The organism is Neomoorella sulfitireducens (genome assembly GCF_024733845.1).
In the GTDB taxonomy this organism is placed as follows: Bacteria; Bacillota; DSM-521; order Neomoorellales; family Neomoorellaceae; genus Neomoorella; species Neomoorella sulfitireducens.
Map to the genome: position 1 here is coordinate 123,328 of NZ_JANRHG010000002.1, position 18,744 is coordinate 142,071.

Consider the following 18,744-nt stretch of genomic DNA (forward strand, 5'->3'; position numbering starts at 1 on the left):
GTTGTCTACCTCCTTGCCTGCATAAGGGCGGCTAAAGCCAGGGCCAGGTATTTCTCTTCATGGGAGGCCGAACGGGATTGGATTACCAGGGGCACCCTGGCGCCAACAACGACTCCTGCCGTTTTGGCACCACAAAATTGTATTAAAGCTTTGGCCAGCATGTTGCCGGCTACAATTTCGGGGACAACCATAATGTCTACATCTCCGGCGACCTCGCTCTCAAAACCCTTAATCCTGGCGGCCTCTTTGCTGACGGCCAGATCCAACGATATAGGACCTTCGACGATGCAGCCTTGAATTAATCCCTGCTTATTCCATTCTTTCAGGGTGGCTGCGTCTATCGTCTCCGGCATTTTGGGATTTACTTCTTCTACCGCAGCCATTAAGCCTACCTTGGGATTGCTTATCCCCAGTGAGTGAAATACATCTACCGCGTTGGCTATTAGTTCCTTTTTCTGTTCTAACGTCGGGTAGGTCACTATGCCAACGTCGGTAATAGCAAATAATTTATGGTAGGCCGGTACTTCCATAAGAGCTACCAGGGATATAAGCCGTCCCGTCCTTAGATCGCTTTCCTTATCCAGCAGCACTTTCATTAAGGCACCCGTCTGAATCTTGCCCTTCATAATGCAGTCCGCCTGGCCTCTATTTACCATCCGGGCCGCTTCCCTGGCCCCCTCTTCAGGACTAGAGACCGCTATGATTTCAAAATCCCTTTCTTTTTGTCCATATGTTTCTAGTACCTTTTCAATCTCTATCCTGTTACCCAATAAAACGGGATGAATAAGGCCATCCTGCCAGGCGTTTATAACGGCATGCAAGGTATGGTCGTCTTCCGCCCCTACTACGGCAACTCTTCGCTTTTCCTTGTCTGCTTTTAGAGTATCAAGTATTTCTTGAAATCGCTTTACAACCATTTCCGGCACCTTCCGTTGCTATAAATAGGCAATTATTTCCCTTATTTCTCTATCTTGCCTTTTTATAAACTGTTTCGTTTCTCTTTTGGAGCCGGGGTTCTACATAGAAGCCGTTGTTCCCCCGTCAACGACAATGTATTGCCCGGTAATAAAATCAGAGGCAGCAGAACTTAGCAGCACAATCACGCCTTTCAGGTCATTTTCGCCGCCAAACCTTTTAAGCGGTATTCTATCCTGTAAAACCTCCCGGTTCTTATTTAAAGCTTTTTCGCTCATGTGGGTTGGAAACCAGCCGGGGCATATGGCGTTAACATAGATACCGTAACGCGCCCATTTTACGGCCAGGTCTCTGGTCAGGGTTATCACGGCGCCTTTACTGGTGCTGTAGGCTATGGCGTCGACGAATTCCGGTTTATCCCCGAGCAGGCCACCGATTGAAGCAATATTTATTATCTTACCGCCTCCCTGCTCTTTCATCACCCGGGCAGTAAGCATCGACAGGTAAAAAAGCCCGGTAACATTCGTTTCCATAACCTGGTGCCATTTGTCCATGGGGTAGTTCAAAGAATCGGCACCCCAGCTCATACCGGCATTGTTTACCAGGATATCTATACGGCCGAAATGGTCAGCAGCTTTTTTCACCAGGTTCTCACAATCTTCAGGTTTGCTTACGTCGCATGCTACTGCCAGGGTGCGGACGCCATATTTATCTTCAAGTTGTTTGCCCATATCAAGGCAGCGCTCGATTTTCCTGGCAGCAATTACTATATCGGCCCCTGCTTCAGCCAGGGCTTCTGAAATCTGGACGCCTATACCCGCCGCGCCGCCGGTAACGATTGCCGTTTTTCCCGCCAGGGAAAACAACTCGCGAATATGCAAGGTTAAGCCCCCTCCTACTAATAGAATTTTTCTACCGGGATGCCGGCAGGTGGACCGGCATCCCGGTATGGTAACTATTTCTTTTTCATTTGTTCAAATCGCTTCATAATTTCCCTCGGCGTCACGGTCGGCCGTTCATAGCGCGGCAGTTCCTGGGTTATGCCGGCCAGGTACTTGGCAATATCCTTAAGGCTTTCAAGATCATAACGGGACATCATGGTTATAGTCTCCATCTGGGGTGAGCCACCGCCGTGCAGGCCGGCTATAATCTGTGCCGCGCCAAAGTGAGAACACAGGTGCTCCTGGATCATTCGCAGGGTACGGTGGGTTTCCTCGGCAGTATATTTAGGGTTCCTCATGATATACTTGTTTGCCAGTTCCCTTGTCTCTTCGGCAAAAAACTCCTCTTCCAGTGGCAGGGTCGCGCTCAGGCCACCGGCCAGGTCGGCAAGGGTTTTATATTCCTCATAGATGTTTTTCCCTGCCAGGCGCCTGCCGGCGTTGGTCAGGATTTCGTCAGGTACATAGGCCCCGCTGGCGGACTTAACCGCGCGGTATGCCGAGGCCTGCCCGGCTGCAAAAACCAGCTCGGCGGTGGCAATAATATCGCATATTTTCTCCTTGACGTGATCTTCTTTTTCGATGCCGTTGACGTCCGCTACGAGGGCCGCCTGGCTGGCTATCACTTCGGAAACTGCGGTCTTGCAGCCGGTATAGGAATGGCGGTGGAAATGGGCAAACATCAAGGCAAGATAACCGGCATACGGTACAGCTCCTGGATTTTCCTTGCCGTTCATGAAAATCCTTTCATTTGGTACAAAAACGTCGTCGAAAACGGTCATGGACTCTACATCGCCGACTTCACCGATAGGCGATTTTAGATACTTGCGTTCGCCGTGATGGCCGGGCAATGCCAGCAGTTTTACGCCGGGCCAGTCACCCGGGATGGCAAAGGCTACGGCATAATCACCGTCATTGGGGGTCATGAAACGTGTGGGGACAACTATAATTTCATCGGCGTACGGCGCTATTGAATTGCAGCATTTCGCACCGCGGACAACAATCCCGTCCGGCCGGGTCTCAACTATCCTGACATACAGGTCTGGATCTGCCTGTTCATGGGGACGCAATTTCCGGTGGCCTTTAACGTCGGTCTGGGCACAGCAGGCAACCAGGTCATTGGCCTGGCTGTACTCTAAATATTTGAGCAGCCTTTTGTGATAGCTCGTTCCAAGTGCTTCATCCATTTCATGGGTTACCACGTAAAGTGCGTTTAAAGCGTCTATTCCCATGCAGCGCTGGATGCAGCCGCCTACCCGGTGGCACAGGAGCCGGGTCATCATTTGTTTCTTGAGCAGGTCTTCGACGCTCTGGTGAATATGGGTAAAACGGTTGATCTTTTCACCGGTTAAATGCGAGGTAGCCACACAGACATCCTGGTATGCCGGGTCATGGGCACAATCAAAGGTCTGTTTGATACAATAAATGCCGCCGTTGATCCAGTCCCCGGACCTGTCCAATTTCTGGCCGTTTATATAAACATTGGCCCGCATTTTTCTCAGCCGGTTTACATAAGCTTCAAAAGTGCCGATACCCATGATATAACCTCCTATTTTATTTTTTTATTATTTAAGCCTTCTGGGTAGTTGCCTAATTTTGAGATACATTTTTGCTGTTTTATTTCTGGTAATTGTACCACCCTGCGCCGGCCTTGCGCCCGGTACGTCCGGCTTTTACAAGGGATTTAAGGGTATGCGGGGGATTCCATCTCATATCCTTGGTTTCCCTGAAGAAATACTCCCCGATATATACCGCCAGGTCCAGACCGCCGAAATCCATTAACTGGAATGGTCCCATCGGGTAATTCAATCCCAGAGTAACCGCCGTGTCGATATCTTCCGGCGTGGCCACCCCTTCTTCCAGGATGCGAATGGCTTCAAAGAACTGGGCAAACAAGATCCTGTTTACTATAAATCCCGGTGTGTCTTTCTGGCAGACCACCGCCGTCTTGCCCAGCTTCCCGGCCAGCTCTTTTATTTCTCTTTTGGTGTCTTCGCTCGTCTGGTAACCGCAGACTACCTCTACCAGGCGCATTACCTGCGGCGGGTTAAAGAAATGCATGCCCGCCACTCTTTCCGGCCTGGATGTTGCTGAGGCTATATCCGTAACCGATAATGATGAGGTGTTGGTTGCTAATATTACTTCCGGCCGGCAGATCGCATCCAGCTTTTTGAACAGGTCTTTTTTTAGTTCCAGGTCTTCAGTTACTGCTTCGATGACGAAATCTACTGCGGCAAATTCTTCAATTGTGGTAGTAGTGGTAATCTTCCCGAGAACCTTCTCTTTATCTTCGGCAGTCATTTTCTGCCTGGCTATATCTTTGTCCATCTGGGCTCCTATACGTTGCCTGGCAGCGTCAAGAAAACGCTGGTCTACATCAGTGAGAATTACTTCAAATCCTTTCGTTGCTGCCAGGTGGGCTATCCCTCCTCCCATGGAACCTGCGCCTATGACGCCTATCTTTTCTATTTCCATTGTTCACACCCCCGTGTTGTACCTGCTGGCATGGTTTTATTTATGAACAAAACTGGGCTTCCTTTTTTCTACAAAAGCACGCATGCCTTCTTTTTGGTCCTGGGTGCAAAAGGCCAGGGCAAACTGCGCCATTTCAAACTTCTTGCTGCTTTCCAGGTCTTTATCGCGCCAGAAGTTTATGGCGTTCTTGGCCAGTTTAAGGGCTATCTTCGGGCGCTCGATTAGTTTCCCGGCCAGTTTCTTTGCTTCTTCTAATAGTTCCTGGTCGTTGACTATTCGGTCTACCAGGCCTATTTCCAGTGCTTTTTCGGCATTAACCAGACTGCCCAAAAAGATCATTTCTTTGGCCCGGGGCAGGCCGACCAGGCGCAGCAGCCTCTGGGTTCCCCCGGCACCGGGAATTATCCCCAGGGTGATTTCCGGTAATCCGATGCGCGCGCTTTCTGCCGCAATCCTGAAATCACAGCACAGGATTAACTCGCACCCCCCGCCCAGGGCCGGGCCGTTAATCGCTGCTATGGTGGGAATGGGAAGGGTTTCCAGGCGATCGAAAACCCGGTGGGCCCTGGTGCAGTTTTCCAGGGCTCCCCACGGATCGGCTTCCATCAACTCGGTAACGTCAGCCCCGGCAGCAAAAGCCTTGCCGCTTCCGGTTATGATAAGCACCCTTACCTTATCGTTATTTTCCAGTTCTGCTAATACCTTCTCTAATTCACCAATAAGCTCGCTGTTAAGGGCATTATAATATTTCGGCCTGTTTAGAGTAACTATGGCAATATTATCTTCCAGCGTGAAATTAAGGTTCTTGTATTCCACTTTCTTCACCTCACTTACGCCCTCGTCTAGTCAAATGAGTAAAACCTTTTATATCTCCAGGGCGTAATTGAACCCTTCGTGAATTGCTGCTTTCAAATTGCGAGGTTCTTTGCAATCACCTATAGCGTAAACGTCGGGAGCCAGGTCGATATATTTTTCTATAATTTCATCCCGTGGCACAAAACCCAGGGATAGGACCACAGTATCTGCAGGCACAACGCGCCTGTTCCATTTCTTGTCAATCACAAGAGCTCCCGCTTCGGTAATTCCCTCTAGTTTAACCTCGGTAATAAACTTGACATTGTGTTTTTCCAGCAGGAGCATCAAACCTATGCGGTTAATAATGGGGCAATCGCCCGCTATTTCCTGTTCATTTAGCATATCAATTATTGTTACCTTCTTGTTTTGCCCGGCCAGGTATAAAGCTGTCTCGCAACCGGTCAGCCCGCCTCCGGCCACTACCACGTTTTCGCCCACCGGTACCTTCCCCGCATCTACGTCACCGAACCAGACAACATTTTCCCTATCAATTCCAGGCATTTGGGGAATAAAAGGCTTTGCGCCGACGGCAATAAACAATACATCGGGCTTCTCGGCAGCGACCAGCTCCGGCGTTGCTTCCGTATTCAACTTTACTGTTACACCGCTGGCCTTCATGGTTTGCCTGATTAACCATTCAAGATACTTTTGCATATCTTCTTTAAAGGGGTAGGCAGCTGCCAGCCGCAGGTTGCCACCCAGGTTTTCGCTTTTCTCCAGGAGAATTACCTCGTGCCCTCGCTGTGATGCGGTAAGAGCCGCCTGCATACCAGCCGGGCCGCCCCCAATTATAACCACTTTCTTTTTTCTTTTTGCCGGGGCGATGTCGACAAACTCAGTCTCGCGCCCGACCATGGGATTTACCGCGCAAATTACCGGGTAAAAGCGGGCGGTGTTATGGGTACAGGTATTGCAACGTAAACACGGGCGCACATCCTCAATTTCGCCCCGCCGCATTTTTTCGACGTAGCGGTTGTCGGCAAGAACATTGCGCATCATGCCGACCATATCGGCTTTTCCCTCTTTGAGGATTTCTTCCGCCATCTCCATCGTTATTGAACCGACCGTTGTAACCGGTACTTTTACTTCTTTCTTAATCTTTTCTGCCCAGTGTACGTTGTGACCGCGAGGGTAATAGGTCGGCTGGATAATATCTGGGTTGGTCTCCGGCTCACATATAACCCCGGCCGAGACATGCAAAAGATCAATTTTGTCTTCAATCATTTTGATAAATTGGAGTGTTTCTTCAAGACGCATGCCTTCAGGCACCAGTTCATCGGCACTGATACGATACTCGATAATAATTTTATTGCCGACTTTTTTCCTGATGGCCTCCAATACCTGGATCGCAAATCTTGCCCGGTTTTCGAGACTGCCACCGTAAATATCCCTGCGCTTGTTGGATAAAGGCGAAAGAAATTGGGCCAGTAAATGTCCATGGGCACCATGCAGCATCACCATCTTAAAGCCGGCCTGGTAACAGTTATAGACGGCGTGGGCATACTGTTCTATTGCCCTGTCTATATCTTCCTGGGTCATCTCGCGTACCGGTACCGCCCGTCTCCCCTCGATCCCGGCGAACATTAATTCCGCCCGTGAGGGAATAGGTGAAGGCCCGATTGGATTTCTTCCTTCCAGGAGTCCAGGCGCAGAAAAACGACCGCCATGGTTAATTTCAATCGAAGCTACAGCCCCGTGCCTCTCAATAGCCTGCACCAGGCGGTATAGTCCCGGTAAAATCCGGTCGTCGCCCAGGTTAAGCTGCGCTTCGTGTTCTTTGCCTTGATAAAAATCGATGACACTGTCGCCTATGGTAACTATGGCCGCGCCGCTGCGGGCGAGTTGCTGGTGATAGGCTATCATGGCTTCGGTAACCATGCCGTTTTCCGACGCCAGGCATGCTACAGCCGGTGTAATCTCGATCCTGTTCTTAAAAACAATATTACGTATCTTGAAGGGAGTAAAAACATGTTTAAAAGCGCGCATCCGGTCTCGCTCCTTTGTTGAGCTATCTAATATAGTTCACGATGTTACTTTTCCTCGGCGCAGCCTGTGGTTTATCACCGCGGCGATAGCCTAAAGTCACTGAAAAAAGAGGTTTATACCCCCCGGGTATTCCTAACTTCTCCCGGTATATATCACCTTTGTATCCCTCGAATACCAGCAAGCCGAAATTAACCCAGCAAGCGCCCAGTCCCAGGAATTCTGCCGCCAGCAGCATATTCTGGGTAGCCGCCGCGCAGGCGGCGGTAGCAAAAGGTTCCCTGGCGTCACCTGATACTATGATTACGGTAGGAGCGTTATGGAAAGCATGAAATTCCGGATTATTACCTAAAGCCTTCAAAAACTCGATATCCTTATTCCTGGCAACTTCTTTGGATGCCTCGCTCAATTCTTTTATAAGTTCCCGGTTTTGAATTACCGTAAAAAACCAGGGCTGGCTTCCTCCAGGACTCGGTGCATACATGGCAGCTTCAAGAATAGCCTGCAGGTCACGCTCCTGGACCTGTTCTCCGGTATACGCCCTTATGCTTCGCCTGTCTTTAATGAGCTGTAGTTTTGCACTCACTATCATCGTCCCCTTTTGGAGAAGAAGGGGGTGAATAGCCCCCTTCACTATTCTCGTTCCAGGACAACGGATACTCCCTGCCCGCCGCCGACACAGAAGGATATCAACCCCGTTTGTAAGCCCCTGCGTTTAAGCTCGTAAACCATTTTCGTGGTCAGTATGGCACCGGTTCCCGCCAGGGGATGGCCCAGGGCTATAGCGCCGCCGTTTACATTTAATTTTTCCATGTCGATGTTCAACTCACGGATGCAGGCAATGGCTTGGGAAGCAAATGCTTCATTTAATTCAATTAGATCGATGTCTTTCATGGTCATGCCCGTCTTCTGGAACAGCTTCCTGGTTGCCGCTATCGGGCCGACCCCCATTATGCGCGGGTCAACCCCCGCAGCTGCATATGCCTTGAATTTGGCCAGGATTTCAAGACCCAGGGCTTTGGCCTTTCCCTTTTCCATAATTACTACTGCTCCGGCGCCGTCGCTCATGGGTGAGCTGTTGCCTGCCGTTACTATGCCGTCTTTCTTGAATACCGGCGGTAAGGCCGCCATTGCTTCAAGAGATGCATCCGGCCTGTAACACTCGTCTTTCTCTACTACAATTGATTTTTTCTTATCCTTCACTTCTACAGGTACTATCTGGCCATCAAATACTCCTGCTTCCCAGGCCCTGGTTGCCTTCTGGTGACTTAGCAGGGAAAACTCGTCACACTCGCGCCTGGTAATGCCGTACTTCTCGGCGACATTTTCCGCGGACATGCCCATGGTAACGTTTAATTCACCTGGCGCCGTATGAATCACAGCCCACTGGGGCGGCGCTACCTGGTACGGCTGCGTCGGTTTTTCCATCACGTAACAACGCCGGGAATCGCTTTCTACCCCGCCGGCCACGATGATATCGGCATAGCCCGCTTCAATTAAAATAGAAGCATAGGCAACGGCGTTCAGTGAGGCGGCACATTGCCTGTCCAGGGTTATCCCCGGTACGCTTATGGGGAGACCGGCACTGAGGGAAACCATTCGCGCCATATTGTTGATCTCATTATTCATCAGGTTGGCAAATATAACCTCGTCAATTTCTTCCGGGTTGATACCGGCTCTCCTTACTGCTTCTTTAACCGCCAGGGCTCCCAGTTCATGGGCGGGTACCGGGGCCAGCACCCCCCGGCACCTGCCTACCGGTGTCCTTACTGCCGCAACAATTACTGCTTCGCGCATTTTTTCCACCTCTCAGTTCGTTTCCTATTTTGCACCTTTGAGATTTAATATTCGCCTTGCTTCATCCGGTGTCGCTACTTCTTTATTGGCTTCTTTAACCAGCCTTACCGCTCTTTCTACCAGCTCGACATTGCTGGTCAAGCGACCTTTGGCATAATAGATGTTGTCTTCCAGGCCTACACGAATATGGCCTCCCATGGCTATAGTCGTGTACAATATTGGCAAGTGATCTTTGCCAATACCGAAAGCAGACCAGGTAGCATCAGCAGGTAGCAGGTTACGCAGGTAAACAAGGCTATCAACCGTTGCCCGCGCTCCTCCCAGCACACCAAGGCAAAGCTGGAAATGCGGGGGGCGTTTTATCAAGCCTTTTGCCATATAATACTCTGCTATATGGATCATGCCGGCATCAAATACTTCAATTTCGGGTTTTACTTCGTTTTCCAACATAACCCGCGCCAGTTTCTCCAGGAACTGCGGGGAATTCATAAATACTCCCGCCGGCATCCAGTTGAAACTTCCCGAATCAAAGGACGCTATTTCAGGTTTCAGCTCTATAATATGGGCCATACGTTCGTCATCAGTTGCCCGGTGATCACCGGAAGTGGTTAAGTTTATGACTACATCGCATCTCTTTTGGATTAATTCTACAGTCTTTTTAAACCTGGCTACGTCCATGGTGCCCATGGCATTTTCATCACGCATGTGCAGGTGTACCACGGCCGCACCTGCCTGCCAGCAAGCATAAGCATCGTCGGCTATTTCTTCAGGGGTAATCGGTATATTGGGATTTGAAGATTTTGGTGTAACGGCCCCGGTAAGGGCTGCTGTTATTATCACTTTATTGCTTAGATCCGGCAATTTGCACACCCTTTCAGATAAAATACTTATTTATTGCCAGGTTATATTTTCCGGTGCAGTTTCAATAATTCCAGAAGAACTGTGTCCCTGAATTCTGCAATCTCACCTACCGTCTTGCCCAGTTCAGGTGGCCTGTTTTCTATTTCCCGGAGTACACCCTCATAAGCTACATCAGGCCAGCCCTCCGGTTCCTTGCTCCAGGTCGCCATATCGCGCAGGCGCATCTCGGTAGATTCTTTCAGGGCACTCATCAGGCCTTTGATCCCTTTCTCGCCGCCGCCAAGATGGAAGGCCAAATTGGGTCCAAGGGCAGCATAGCGTAAACCGGGCCCGTACACCACCGCTTTATCAATATCTTCTACCGAGCATACGCCTTTGGTCACCAGGTCGACTGCTTCGCGATAAAGGGCCAGCTGTAAGCGGTTGGCAATAAAACCGGAAACTTCTTTATTTAAGACTACAGGTTCCTTGCCGATACGAACATAAAATTCATAGGCGGCCTGTACTACAGCATCGCTTGTCTTTTCTCCTTTAACAATTTCAACCAGGGGAATTAGATGAGGAGGATTATACGGGTGCCCACCTACCAATCTTTCCGGGTACCGCATGGGTTTCGCAATCTCTGTTATTAATAAACCGGAAGTGCTGGTGGCAATTATGGCGTCTGGTTCAGCATATTTTTCAACTTCAGCCATGACCGCGTGTTTTAAATCATATTCTTCAGGAAGGGACTCTTGAATGAACTGTACACCTGTAACTGCTGTCTTGAGATCAGTAGTATATTCAACCATTTCCAGGGCTCGATTTTTTACTTCTTCATGCAGGAAACCTTTCTTAACGAGAAAATCGAGGTTTTTCTCTACGGCATTTTTTACCCGCTGCAGGGATTCCTGCCGTCTTGTATATACTTTGGTAGGAATACCTTTCATCAGGAAGTTAGTTGCCCAGCCCGAACCTATTACCCCGGCTCCAAGGCAGGCTATTTTTTTTATCTCGTTAGTCATTTCTTTTCCCCCTCGCTTTAAAACCTGCCCAAGGCTTATCAGTCTTGGGCAGGTTTTATGGCTTTAATTTCTTCTTAATACGGGATCCAGCATTCAATAAGCTCGTCAATCGGGAAGCGCGATATTACCTCATTGCCGTTTTCTGTTATTACTACCATTTCTTCCAGGCGGACGCCGTCTTTCTCTCCTACTTTTCCTGCATAAGTTTCTATGGCTATAACCATACCGGGCTGGAATTCTATTTCAGGTTGACCAGAACGCACATAGCTCGGCGTGGCCAGCGGTTTGTCGTGCAAGCCCAGGCCAAGACCGTGGGCAATGCAGTAAGGATCTACCTGCCCCCAGTCGTTGGGACCCCAGCCCCAGACTTCGGGAGTTTGCGGGAATGCTTTCATCAGATCATAATTGGTCTTCCCGGGTCTTAAAACTTCAATACCGGAACGGAGAAAATCTAAAGCCTGGGCGTAAATTTCTTTTTGCCTGGGTGTGGCCTTGCCGCAGCAGAAGGTCCTGTACACGCATGTCTTGTATCCCTGATAGGAAGCCCCGTTGACATCGACGTAGACTAAATCGCCGGGACGGATCATTTTATCGGTAAAGCACCAGTTGTAGGGATTGGTGTTGTACCCGGACATGACTACCAGGGCTTCATTATGGTCAATTCCTTCTTCGTACAGGGCTTGCAGGGCCACACCCACCAGGTCGTGCTCTTTCACGCCTGGCCGGATGGCGTCTACTACCGCTGCGAAAGCTTTTTCCGTAAGTGCGGCCGCAATTTTAATCAACTCGATCTCGTCAACGGTTTTAATCATGCGGGCGTTGTCCAGGGTTTGCTTGGCATATACCGCTTTAACCCCGCGCCTGGCAAAAGCCTCGGCATAGAGCATCGACAGGGCGGTTCCCTCAATACCAATAGTTTCACCCTTAATACCAAATTCCTCCATCAATTTAATTACAGTATCTACATGAATTTGAACCGCAGGGCTATCCGCGCTGCTGGAAGAAATATAGGCATTGGGAAGGGAAGGGCGAATACGTCCTTTCATCCATGGCATCCTGCGTTCTACTTCACTCGGTGTTCCCCCGCCGAACAGGATCGGCTCGCCGTTGGCCGGGCAAAATACCATCTGGAATTCAGCCTGTCGCAACGGGGTTGTGACCCAATAAGAAGTTAAATAGCGTATGGTATCGGCACCAAAGGACATTATGGCCGCTATGCCGTCCTTTTTCATTTGTTCCTGGGCCCTTGCCAGTCTTTCCCGGCGCAAGCGGTCATAATCAATCCTCTGCTCGTAATCTACTGCACTCCTCCCGAAAGCACCGTAAACCATGAAAGAACCTCCTTGCGAAATATATCCTGTTTTCATTTTTTAATTATTACTGCCTTATCCTTAAATCTTTATGTTAATCTCTTCTCTCTAAATCATTTGTGTTTAACCTACCGCCGTGAGCCCCCCGTCGGGATATAAAACCTGGCCTGTTACAAAGTCCGAAGCAGGAGACGCCAGGTAAACGGCCGCGCCTATTACATCCTCGGGCAGGCCAATGCGCTTCAGGGGGATATTGCCGATATACTTTTCTTTTCCAGCCGGGTCTTTTCTTATCAAGTCGGCAACCATTTTTGTTTCGGTTAAAGCGGGCCCGATGGCATTAACAGTGATGTTGTAAGGTGCCAGCTCAACTGCCAGCATGCGTGTCATCATGTCCAGGGCTCCTTTGCTCGCGCCGTAAGCAGTATTCCCGCCCCCGCAAGCCCGGGCACCCCTTACCGAGGAAATGTTAATTATTTTTCCGTATTTCTGCTGGGCCATTAATTTAGCGAACTCTTTACAGCAAATCATCACGCCGCGTACATTTACTTTGAATACGTTGTCCCATTCCTCCATGGGAAATTCGAGGGCAGGGTACTTTACGTTATACCCCTGGGAATTTACCAGGATGTGTACTGTACCCATCTCCGCCACAACTTTAGCCACGAGTTCCTGGATGCTTTTCTCTTCGCCGGAATCGACCTGGAAGTATTTAATATCCTTGCCGATCTCGTTTTTAATTTCTTCAGCCGCCCTCTTTAGATTTTCCAGGTTCCTGCTGGCAATGCCTACACCGGCACCATAAAAGGCCAATCCTTTAGCAATAGCCTGCCCGATACCACCGGCCCCGCCGATAACGATGGCGTTTTTACCTTTTAAAGAAAATATGTCCTCCATCCTTTTTTCGCTCCTTTTACTTTTTTACTTCCCTTTGGCGGGAAGCCTTTTCCCTGTTTTTATTCGGCGATTATGACCAGCATGGTAGCCGGTTTGTTGGTTTCGTTAATGAGTTCTCGTTTCTCCCCGGGGCCAATGTAAACGGAATCCCATTCCTTTAATACCATCTTGCCGGACTCAGAAATAACCGTCATCTCACCCTCCAGGACAAAATAAACCCTTTCTACCGGGGCACTGTCATACTCTGCTCCACCACCCGGCAGAAAATGAGACATACCCATCCAGAACTTCTGGGCACCGCTTTCTTCCTTCCCGTGTAATTTCAGCGACACCATTTTGAAATGCCTGGGAGCCTCATACGGTTTTACATCTTTTAACTCGATCTTTTTCAAACCCGTTATCCTCCCATCAAAAAAATTTCCCGCCATAAACCAGGCTCTCTAAGTAAAATGTTAGAACAAACATTTTTAAATGTGAAATACAGTATTAAATCGCCGATTATGCACAAAATGCATAATAGCTACCTTTTTCTAAGGCTGCCCGTTGTTATTGCCTGGCTGGTATTCATAAAACCCCTTCCCTGTTTTACGCCCCCATTCACCCCGGACGAATTTTTCTACTACAGCCGGTGAAGGTTTATATGCCGGGTTGCCGGTTTCACGGTAACGGTTCATGCGGGCACGGTAAAGCAGGTCAATGCCTATAATATCCATTAGCCTGAATGGACCCAGGGGCTGGCCCAGGGCATGCCTTATGGCCAGGTCAATATCTTCATAAGAAGCGACACCCAGGTCGTATAAGTGTGCCGCCTCGTCCATCATGGCATCCATGATGCGATTGACAACGAACCCTTCGATTTCTTTTTTAATCAGGATGGGTATCTTATCCATACTTTTACTGATCTCCATTACCTGGTTAATGGTATGCTCCGATACATGCGGGCCTTTAACTACTTCCACAACCTTGACTACCAGGGGAGGGTTGAAGAAATGTAAATTGCACACCTTGTCCGGGCGGGAGGTGGCACTGGCTATTTTGGAACTGACAAAATTGGAGGTGTTGGTTACAAGAATGGCATGGGGAGGTGTTAGCCTGTCCAGTTCGGCAAAAAGCTGCCGTTTTAATTCCAGGTCCTCGGTAATTGATTCAATTACCAAATCGGCCTCCCGCGCCCCTTCCTCGAGGGACGAGGTAAAGGTTATACGAGCAAGGGCTTGCCCGGCAAATTCTTCCTCCATGCGCCCTTTTTTCACCCTGCCGGCAAGATAGTCTTCAACCAGTTTCCTGGCTTTATCAAGCATTGCCGTATCCTTGTCCATGCAAAAAGCCTCGTAACCTGCCATGGCCGCGCAGAGGGCGATCTGGTGCCCCATTACGCCGGCACCGACGACACAAATTTTTTTAACAGCCTGCATTCATATATCCCCCTTGAATGTAAACGATAACAGTAATAACCATTTATTCCGGGGCCGTCTTTAGCAACCGTACCTGCCTGACAATATTCCTGCCCAGGGTACGGCATTCGTGCAAGGCCAGGGTATCCTCGTCCACCCTGTTTTTCCAGGTTATTTTTTCGTTGACAAGCTCTTGAAATAGCGTGCCAATTGCTCCTCCATTATAAAGGCGTCCTTCCTGGTCGCGGCTGTCAACGACAATCATACCGTTACTTATCAGGAAGCGTTCCAGGATCACCTGGGTTATTTCCTGGCCGCCGTTGCGTAAACCCGCATGGACTACTGCCGCACCGACCTTACCACGGAGGACATTACAGCACATATGCAGCCACCGCGTGCGATCCATAAAAATTTTCATCAGGCCGGTAACATTAAAAACATATACCGGCGATCCTAATACTATTGCGTCGGCAGCCTTCATCTTCTCGGCAATAAAATCCATGTCATCATCTTTGATAGAACACCCTGTCACCTTTAAGCAATGGTTACAAGCCCGGCAGGGTTTTATGTGAAATTCACTCAGCTCAAGCAATTCTGCCCCGGCTCCCATGTTTTTGACTTCCTCCAGCACCGTCTCCAGCAACCTGGAGGTATTGTAACCCTTGCGATGGCTGCCATTTATAGCCAAAACTTTCATAACTTTACCATCACCTGTCAGCCCGTTATTTTCACCGGTCGTGTTGTTTTAAAATTACCCGCCTATCTGGACGGGTAAGCCGTAATTGCGGAAAAAGGCCAGTAACTCCTCTTGCCTTTCCCGGGATAAAGGTTTCACATTTAACGCGTAGTCCTTTTCCAGTTGTTCGTATTTCACCTTACCATACTCATGGTAAGGCATCAGATCCACTCTTTCGACACTCCTGAGTTGTGCCAGCAGTTCTGCCGTGGCCTGCAAATTTGCCGTGGAATCATTGTATCCAGGGATGACCGGCAACCTTATTATGATTGGTTTCCCTTTGGCGTTAAGGTTTTTGAGATTTTCCAATATCCTTTCATTGGAAACCCCTGTGGCTGCCACATGCCTGCGCGGGTCCAAACCTTTCAGGTCAAACAACAGCAAATCCGCTTCTTCGAGGACTTTTAACCCTTCCGCCGTGGTAGTATAGCCGCAGGTGTCAAGGGCTACATGGATATAATTATCCTTGCATTTTTTTATGAATTCCCGGGTAAAGGCCGCCTGGAAGGTCGGTTCTCCTCCCCCTACCGTTACCCCTCCCCCGGAGAGGCGATAAAACTGTTCATCCTTTTTTACGATCTCGAATAACTCATCGACTGTATAATACCTGCCAAAACAATCTAGCGCCCCGGTGGGACAGGTTGCGATACACTGCATACAACCTGTACAAAGCGACCTGTTAATTTGCACCCTTGATCCTGTTTCACCTGTTAAAAGGGTTATTGCATTTTCCGGGCATCCGGTGATGCAGGCGCCGCAGGCTTTGCACAACGCTGCATTAAGCTTGACTTCAGGATGCAGCAGCTGGCCCTCTGGATTGCAACACCATACACACCTCAGGGGACAGCCCTTCAAAAATACCGTCGTCCTTATACCCGGCCCGTCGACAAAGGAACCATGGATAATATGAAATACTATACCGCGGGTATTATTCACTTTTATCCTGCCTTTCCTGGAAACACTATTAAAAAGTAACTGCCGTCCCGCCATTCCAGGCAGTGGTATTGCCGGCTATGATCCAGGCTGGAACCCTGCGGGGCTCTTCCTCGCATTACAAATTTCTAATAGACTTCGCGGAACTCCATCCGGGCAATTATATCGTCCTGGAGTTCAGTGCTCAGCTCGACAAAGTAGGCGCTGTATGTGGCCACCCTGACCAGAAGATCCCGGTATTTCTCCGGATTTTTCTGCGCCTCCCTCAAGGTGTTGCTGCCGACAATATTGAACTGGACGAAGAACCCCCCGGCTTCAAGATAGGTCCTGATCATGGATACAAACTTCCGCATCTTCACTTCATCTTTTAAAGTATCCGGGTTAAACTTCATATTCAGTACCGACCCGTTTGTCGCCCGGATGTGATCCAGCTTGGCCACCGACATCAGCGTTGCCGTGGGGCCGCTTATATTCCTGCCGCGGTGGGGAGATATGCCGCCGTCGGCTACCGGTTCCCCGGCCTTTCTCCCATCCGGCAGGGCCCCCACCATAAATCCCATGGGAATGTTTGCCGTAATTGTAGCAAGGGCTACATTGGAGACCGCGCCGGCAAAACCCTTAAACTTTCCTACTTCATTGCTTAAAAGGAGGATCACTTCATTTACAATGGAATCAACATAATCATCATTGTTGCCAAATTTCGGTGCACCCTGGAGCAGGCGCCATGTATCTTCATAACCCTCAAAGTTATTATCCAGGGCATCGATCAAACGGGCCATGCTAATCTTCTTTTCCTCAAACACCAGCTTTTTAATGGCCGCAAGGGAATCGCCTACATTGGGTATGCCGCCCAGGGAGATAGCCGTGGTTATATACGGGGCGGTTCCACCGTTTATCACGTCACGGCCCTTTTCAATGCAGGCGTGGTACAGGGCCGACTGGATGGGACTGGGAAGAAATTCGGCAAAAAGCTGTTTGTCGACGTTTCTAAATAGCAGGCATGCCGGGATAAGGGCTTCTACCTGCTTTTTAAATGCCTCCCATACTTCCTGGTAGGATTTAAAATTTCGCGGGTCACCGGTCCGGGGGCCTATCTGTTCTCCCGTTACGCGGGACCTGCCGTCATTTAACGCCAGTTCCAGCATGAGGGGGATATTAGTCAACCCGCCGGGCAAGTCCAGGGAATAGCCGGGAACAGTAGGGCTGTTGCACCCGGTTATAGCGTAGTTACGAGCGTATTCAATGGGTTTGCCGTCGTGAAGCAGTTGCTGGATAACGGTTTCATCACCTACGAATTTCAACTTGCCGCGGAGGGCCCTGGCTACCTCGCACGCCTTCATCACAAAAGCATCCGGGGTCTTTTTATGGACCCTTATGATAATATCCTCGGAATTTAAAGCCACCTCTTTTTCCGCTTCCAGGAAAAGATAAGAGAGCTCGTTTACTGCATCCCTGCCGTCTCTGGTCAGCCCTCCAAGGGTAAAGTTGGCCGTCAAGGTAAAGCCACCAAAGACTTTAGCCGCTTCCATGGGATACGGTATAACAATCCCGTTAACCTTGATGTAAAGCAGGGCCAGGAGTTCAAGCGCGTCCTCTTTTGTAAGAATACCTTCTTCGATATCTTTCTTGTAATATGGATATAAATACTGGTCGATTCGCAAAAAGCCCAGGCCCGGCCCCGGAGACTCCATCATAATAGCTAGATACATGAACCATATAGACTGCAAAGCTTCATGGAAAGTCCTGGCCGGGTTTTCAGGAACCCGGCTGCATATTGCGGCAATCTTTTGCAGTTCGGATTTGCGCCCCGGATCTGGAGTTCTTTCTGCCATGCTGGCTGCAAGGGCGGCATATCTCCTGGCGAAGTATTTCGTGGCTTCCAGCTCAATATTCATGGCCGTCAGGAAGTGGTACTTCTCCACGTCTTCCAGCACTGCCATATTGAGCCCGGCCAGCTTATCCTCGATTTCTTTCTGGATGCCGTTAATCCCCTTGGAAAGGACTATTTCATAATCTATACTATTATGCCCGTAATACTGGTTATTGGCGCAGTAGGCACCACCAAACTGGACAATGCCGTGCAACTTCAACAGGTCTTTAGGTATGCGGGCACACCAGCGATCGTATAAAGCCTTCCCCTTCCAGTAAGGCAGGCATTGCCGCAGGGTTTCTTTCTCTGCCTCTGTCATCGGCGCAAACCTGTCCCACGGCCTGGTAGATAGGGTTTCCATTTCCTCCAGGTACCACCGGGAATTAATCTCCGGTGCGATGATACCACCGCGTTTCTTGCTCGTTCCCCGCCCTACGATAAGTTCGCCGTCTTCAATGCCGATAGTAATTTCTCTTAAAATTTTGTCCAGCGCTTTTGCCCTCCTGATAACTTCCGGCTCGCCCTCACTTTCTTTGTAGGCCTCGGTCATCAGGTAAGCCCTCTCTACGCATATCTCCGGTGGGGTTAACATGGTTTCCCGTAATTTTTTTATCTTTTCCAGCGCCCCTGGTTTCATTTCGGTTCCCCCCATTTATTAATTCGAGGAATTTAGGAAACGAGTTCTCAACCGTATATATTTAATAATAGAGCAGTGATTTATTATGGTGAAATACCATATATAACCGCCCTTTATACACAAAGAGTATAATTAC

General features: G+C 49.4%; 17 protein-coding genes. All 17 read right to left on the reverse strand.

Annotation, left to right across the window (positions count from 1 at the left end; translation table 11 throughout):
- Window positions 1-5: 5 nt before the first annotated feature.
- Window positions 6-917 carry a bifunctional enoyl-CoA hydratase/phosphate acetyltransferase gene (locus NWF31_RS03485; RefSeq protein WP_258359118.1) on the reverse strand — a complete coding sequence of 304 codons (912 nt, stop codon included), beginning with the start codon at window positions 915-917 and terminating at the stop codon, window positions 6-8.
- A gap of 99 nt (window positions 918-1,016) precedes the next feature.
- Window positions 1,017-1,796: an SDR family oxidoreductase gene (locus NWF31_RS03490; protein WP_258359119.1), complete on the reverse strand. Its 780-nt coding sequence runs from the start codon at window positions 1,794-1,796 to the stop codon at window positions 1,017-1,019.
- 74 nt (window positions 1,797-1,870) lie between these two features.
- Window positions 1,871-3,394 carry a 4-hydroxyphenylacetate 3-hydroxylase family protein gene (locus NWF31_RS03495; RefSeq protein WP_258359120.1) on the reverse strand — a complete coding sequence of 508 codons (1,524 nt, stop codon included), beginning with the start codon at window positions 3,392-3,394 and terminating at the stop codon, window positions 1,871-1,873.
- Between the two features lie 79 nt (window positions 3,395-3,473).
- The gene (locus NWF31_RS03500) at window positions 3,474-4,331 is read right to left on the reverse strand and encodes a 3-hydroxyacyl-CoA dehydrogenase family protein (RefSeq protein WP_258359121.1); all 858 of its coding nucleotides are present in this window, start codon (window positions 4,329-4,331) and stop codon (window positions 3,474-3,476) included.
- A 36-nt stretch (window positions 4,332-4,367) separates the two neighbouring features.
- Window positions 4,368-5,156 (reverse strand): enoyl-CoA hydratase/isomerase family protein, encoded by a 789-nt coding sequence (locus NWF31_RS03505; protein ID WP_258359122.1) that lies wholly within the window; start codon window positions 5,154-5,156, stop codon window positions 4,368-4,370.
- A 39-nt stretch (window positions 5,157-5,195) separates the two neighbouring features.
- Window positions 5,196-7,172, reverse strand: a complete 1,977-nt coding sequence (locus NWF31_RS03510) for an oxidoreductase (RefSeq protein WP_258359123.1) — start codon at window positions 7,170-7,172, stop codon at window positions 5,196-5,198.
- A 22-nt stretch (window positions 7,173-7,194) separates the two neighbouring features.
- Window positions 7,195-7,755: a nitroreductase family protein gene (locus tag NWF31_RS03515; RefSeq protein ID WP_258359124.1), complete on the reverse strand. Its 561-nt coding sequence runs from the start codon at window positions 7,753-7,755 to the stop codon at window positions 7,195-7,197.
- A 47-nt stretch (window positions 7,756-7,802) separates the two neighbouring features.
- Entirely contained in the window at window positions 7,803-8,966 is a 1,164-nt protein-coding gene (locus NWF31_RS03520) for a thiolase family protein (RefSeq protein ID WP_258359125.1), read from the reverse strand.
- A 24-nt stretch (window positions 8,967-8,990) separates the two neighbouring features.
- Window positions 8,991-9,827, reverse strand: coding sequence for a beta-keto acid cleavage family enzyme (locus tag NWF31_RS03525; protein ID WP_258359126.1), 837 nt, complete (start codon window positions 9,825-9,827; stop codon window positions 8,991-8,993).
- A 41-nt stretch (window positions 9,828-9,868) separates the two neighbouring features.
- Window positions 9,869-10,831, reverse strand: a complete 963-nt coding sequence (locus NWF31_RS03530; protein WP_258359127.1) for a 3-hydroxyacyl-CoA dehydrogenase family protein — start codon at window positions 10,829-10,831, stop codon at window positions 9,869-9,871.
- Between the two features lie 74 nt (window positions 10,832-10,905).
- Window positions 10,906-12,162, reverse strand: a complete 1,257-nt coding sequence (locus NWF31_RS03535; protein ID WP_258359128.1) for a M24 family metallopeptidase — start codon at window positions 12,160-12,162, stop codon at window positions 10,906-10,908.
- 102 nt (window positions 12,163-12,264) lie between these two features.
- A complete protein-coding gene (locus NWF31_RS03540; RefSeq protein WP_258359129.1) occupies window positions 12,265-13,038 on the reverse strand; it encodes an SDR family NAD(P)-dependent oxidoreductase in 774 nt (257 codons plus the stop codon).
- A gap of 59 nt (window positions 13,039-13,097) precedes the next feature.
- Entirely contained in the window at window positions 13,098-13,430 is a 333-nt protein-coding gene (locus tag NWF31_RS03545) for a cupin domain-containing protein (protein WP_258359130.1), read from the reverse strand.
- Between the two features lie 138 nt (window positions 13,431-13,568).
- The gene (locus tag NWF31_RS03550) at window positions 13,569-14,453 is read right to left on the reverse strand and encodes a 3-hydroxyacyl-CoA dehydrogenase family protein (protein ID WP_258359131.1); all 885 of its coding nucleotides are present in this window, start codon (window positions 14,451-14,453) and stop codon (window positions 13,569-13,571) included.
- Between the two features lie 43 nt (window positions 14,454-14,496).
- The gene (locus tag NWF31_RS03555) at window positions 14,497-15,129 is read right to left on the reverse strand and encodes a flavodoxin family protein (protein ID WP_258359132.1); all 633 of its coding nucleotides are present in this window, start codon (window positions 15,127-15,129) and stop codon (window positions 14,497-14,499) included.
- Between the two features lie 54 nt (window positions 15,130-15,183).
- A complete protein-coding gene (locus NWF31_RS03560; RefSeq protein ID WP_340674344.1) occupies window positions 15,184-16,104 on the reverse strand; it encodes a glycyl-radical enzyme activating protein in 921 nt (306 codons plus the stop codon).
- A 125-nt stretch (window positions 16,105-16,229) separates the two neighbouring features.
- Complete coding sequence (locus tag NWF31_RS03565) at window positions 16,230-18,608, reverse strand: glycyl radical protein (protein WP_258359133.1); 2,379 nt, start codon at window positions 18,606-18,608, stop codon at window positions 16,230-16,232.
- Window positions 18,609-18,744 lie beyond the last annotated feature (136 nt).

Bases quoted from the DNA above. Each gene is read 5' to 3' on its own strand.
- NWF31_RS03540 (WP_258359129.1), bottom strand. From the start codon at position 13,038: ATGGAGGACATATTTTCTTTAAAAGGTAAAAACGCCATCGTTATCGGC.
- NWF31_RS03555 (WP_258359132.1), bottom strand. From the start codon at position 15,129: ATGAAAGTTTTGGCTATAAATGGCAGCCATCGCAAGGGTTACAATACC.
- NWF31_RS03510 (WP_258359123.1), bottom strand. From the start codon at position 7,172: ATGCGCGCTTTTAAACATGTTTTTACTCCCTTCAAGATACGTAATATT.
- NWF31_RS03565 (WP_258359133.1), bottom strand. From the start codon at position 18,608: ATGAAACCAGGGGCGCTGGAAAAGATAAAAAAATTACGGGAAACCATG.
- NWF31_RS03485 (WP_258359118.1), bottom strand. From the start codon at position 917: ATGGTTGTAAAGCGATTTCAAGAAATACTTGATACTCTAAAAGCAGAC.
- NWF31_RS03520 (WP_258359125.1), bottom strand. From the start codon at position 8,966: ATGCGCGAAGCAGTAATTGTTGCGGCAGTAAGGACACCGGTAGGCAGG.
- NWF31_RS03550 (WP_258359131.1), bottom strand. From the start codon at position 14,453: ATGCAGGCTGTTAAAAAAATTTGTGTCGTCGGTGCCGGCGTAATGGGG.
- NWF31_RS03530 (WP_258359127.1), bottom strand. From the start codon at position 10,831: ATGACTAACGAGATAAAAAAAATAGCCTGCCTTGGAGCCGGGGTAATA.
- NWF31_RS03535 (WP_258359128.1), bottom strand. From the start codon at position 12,162: ATGGTTTACGGTGCTTTCGGGAGGAGTGCAGTAGATTACGAGCAGAGG.
- NWF31_RS03495 (WP_258359120.1), bottom strand. From the start codon at position 3,394: ATGGGTATCGGCACTTTTGAAGCTTATGTAAACCGGCTGAGAAAAATG.
- NWF31_RS03500 (WP_258359121.1), bottom strand. From the start codon at position 4,331: ATGGAAATAGAAAAGATAGGCGTCATAGGCGCAGGTTCCATGGGAGGA.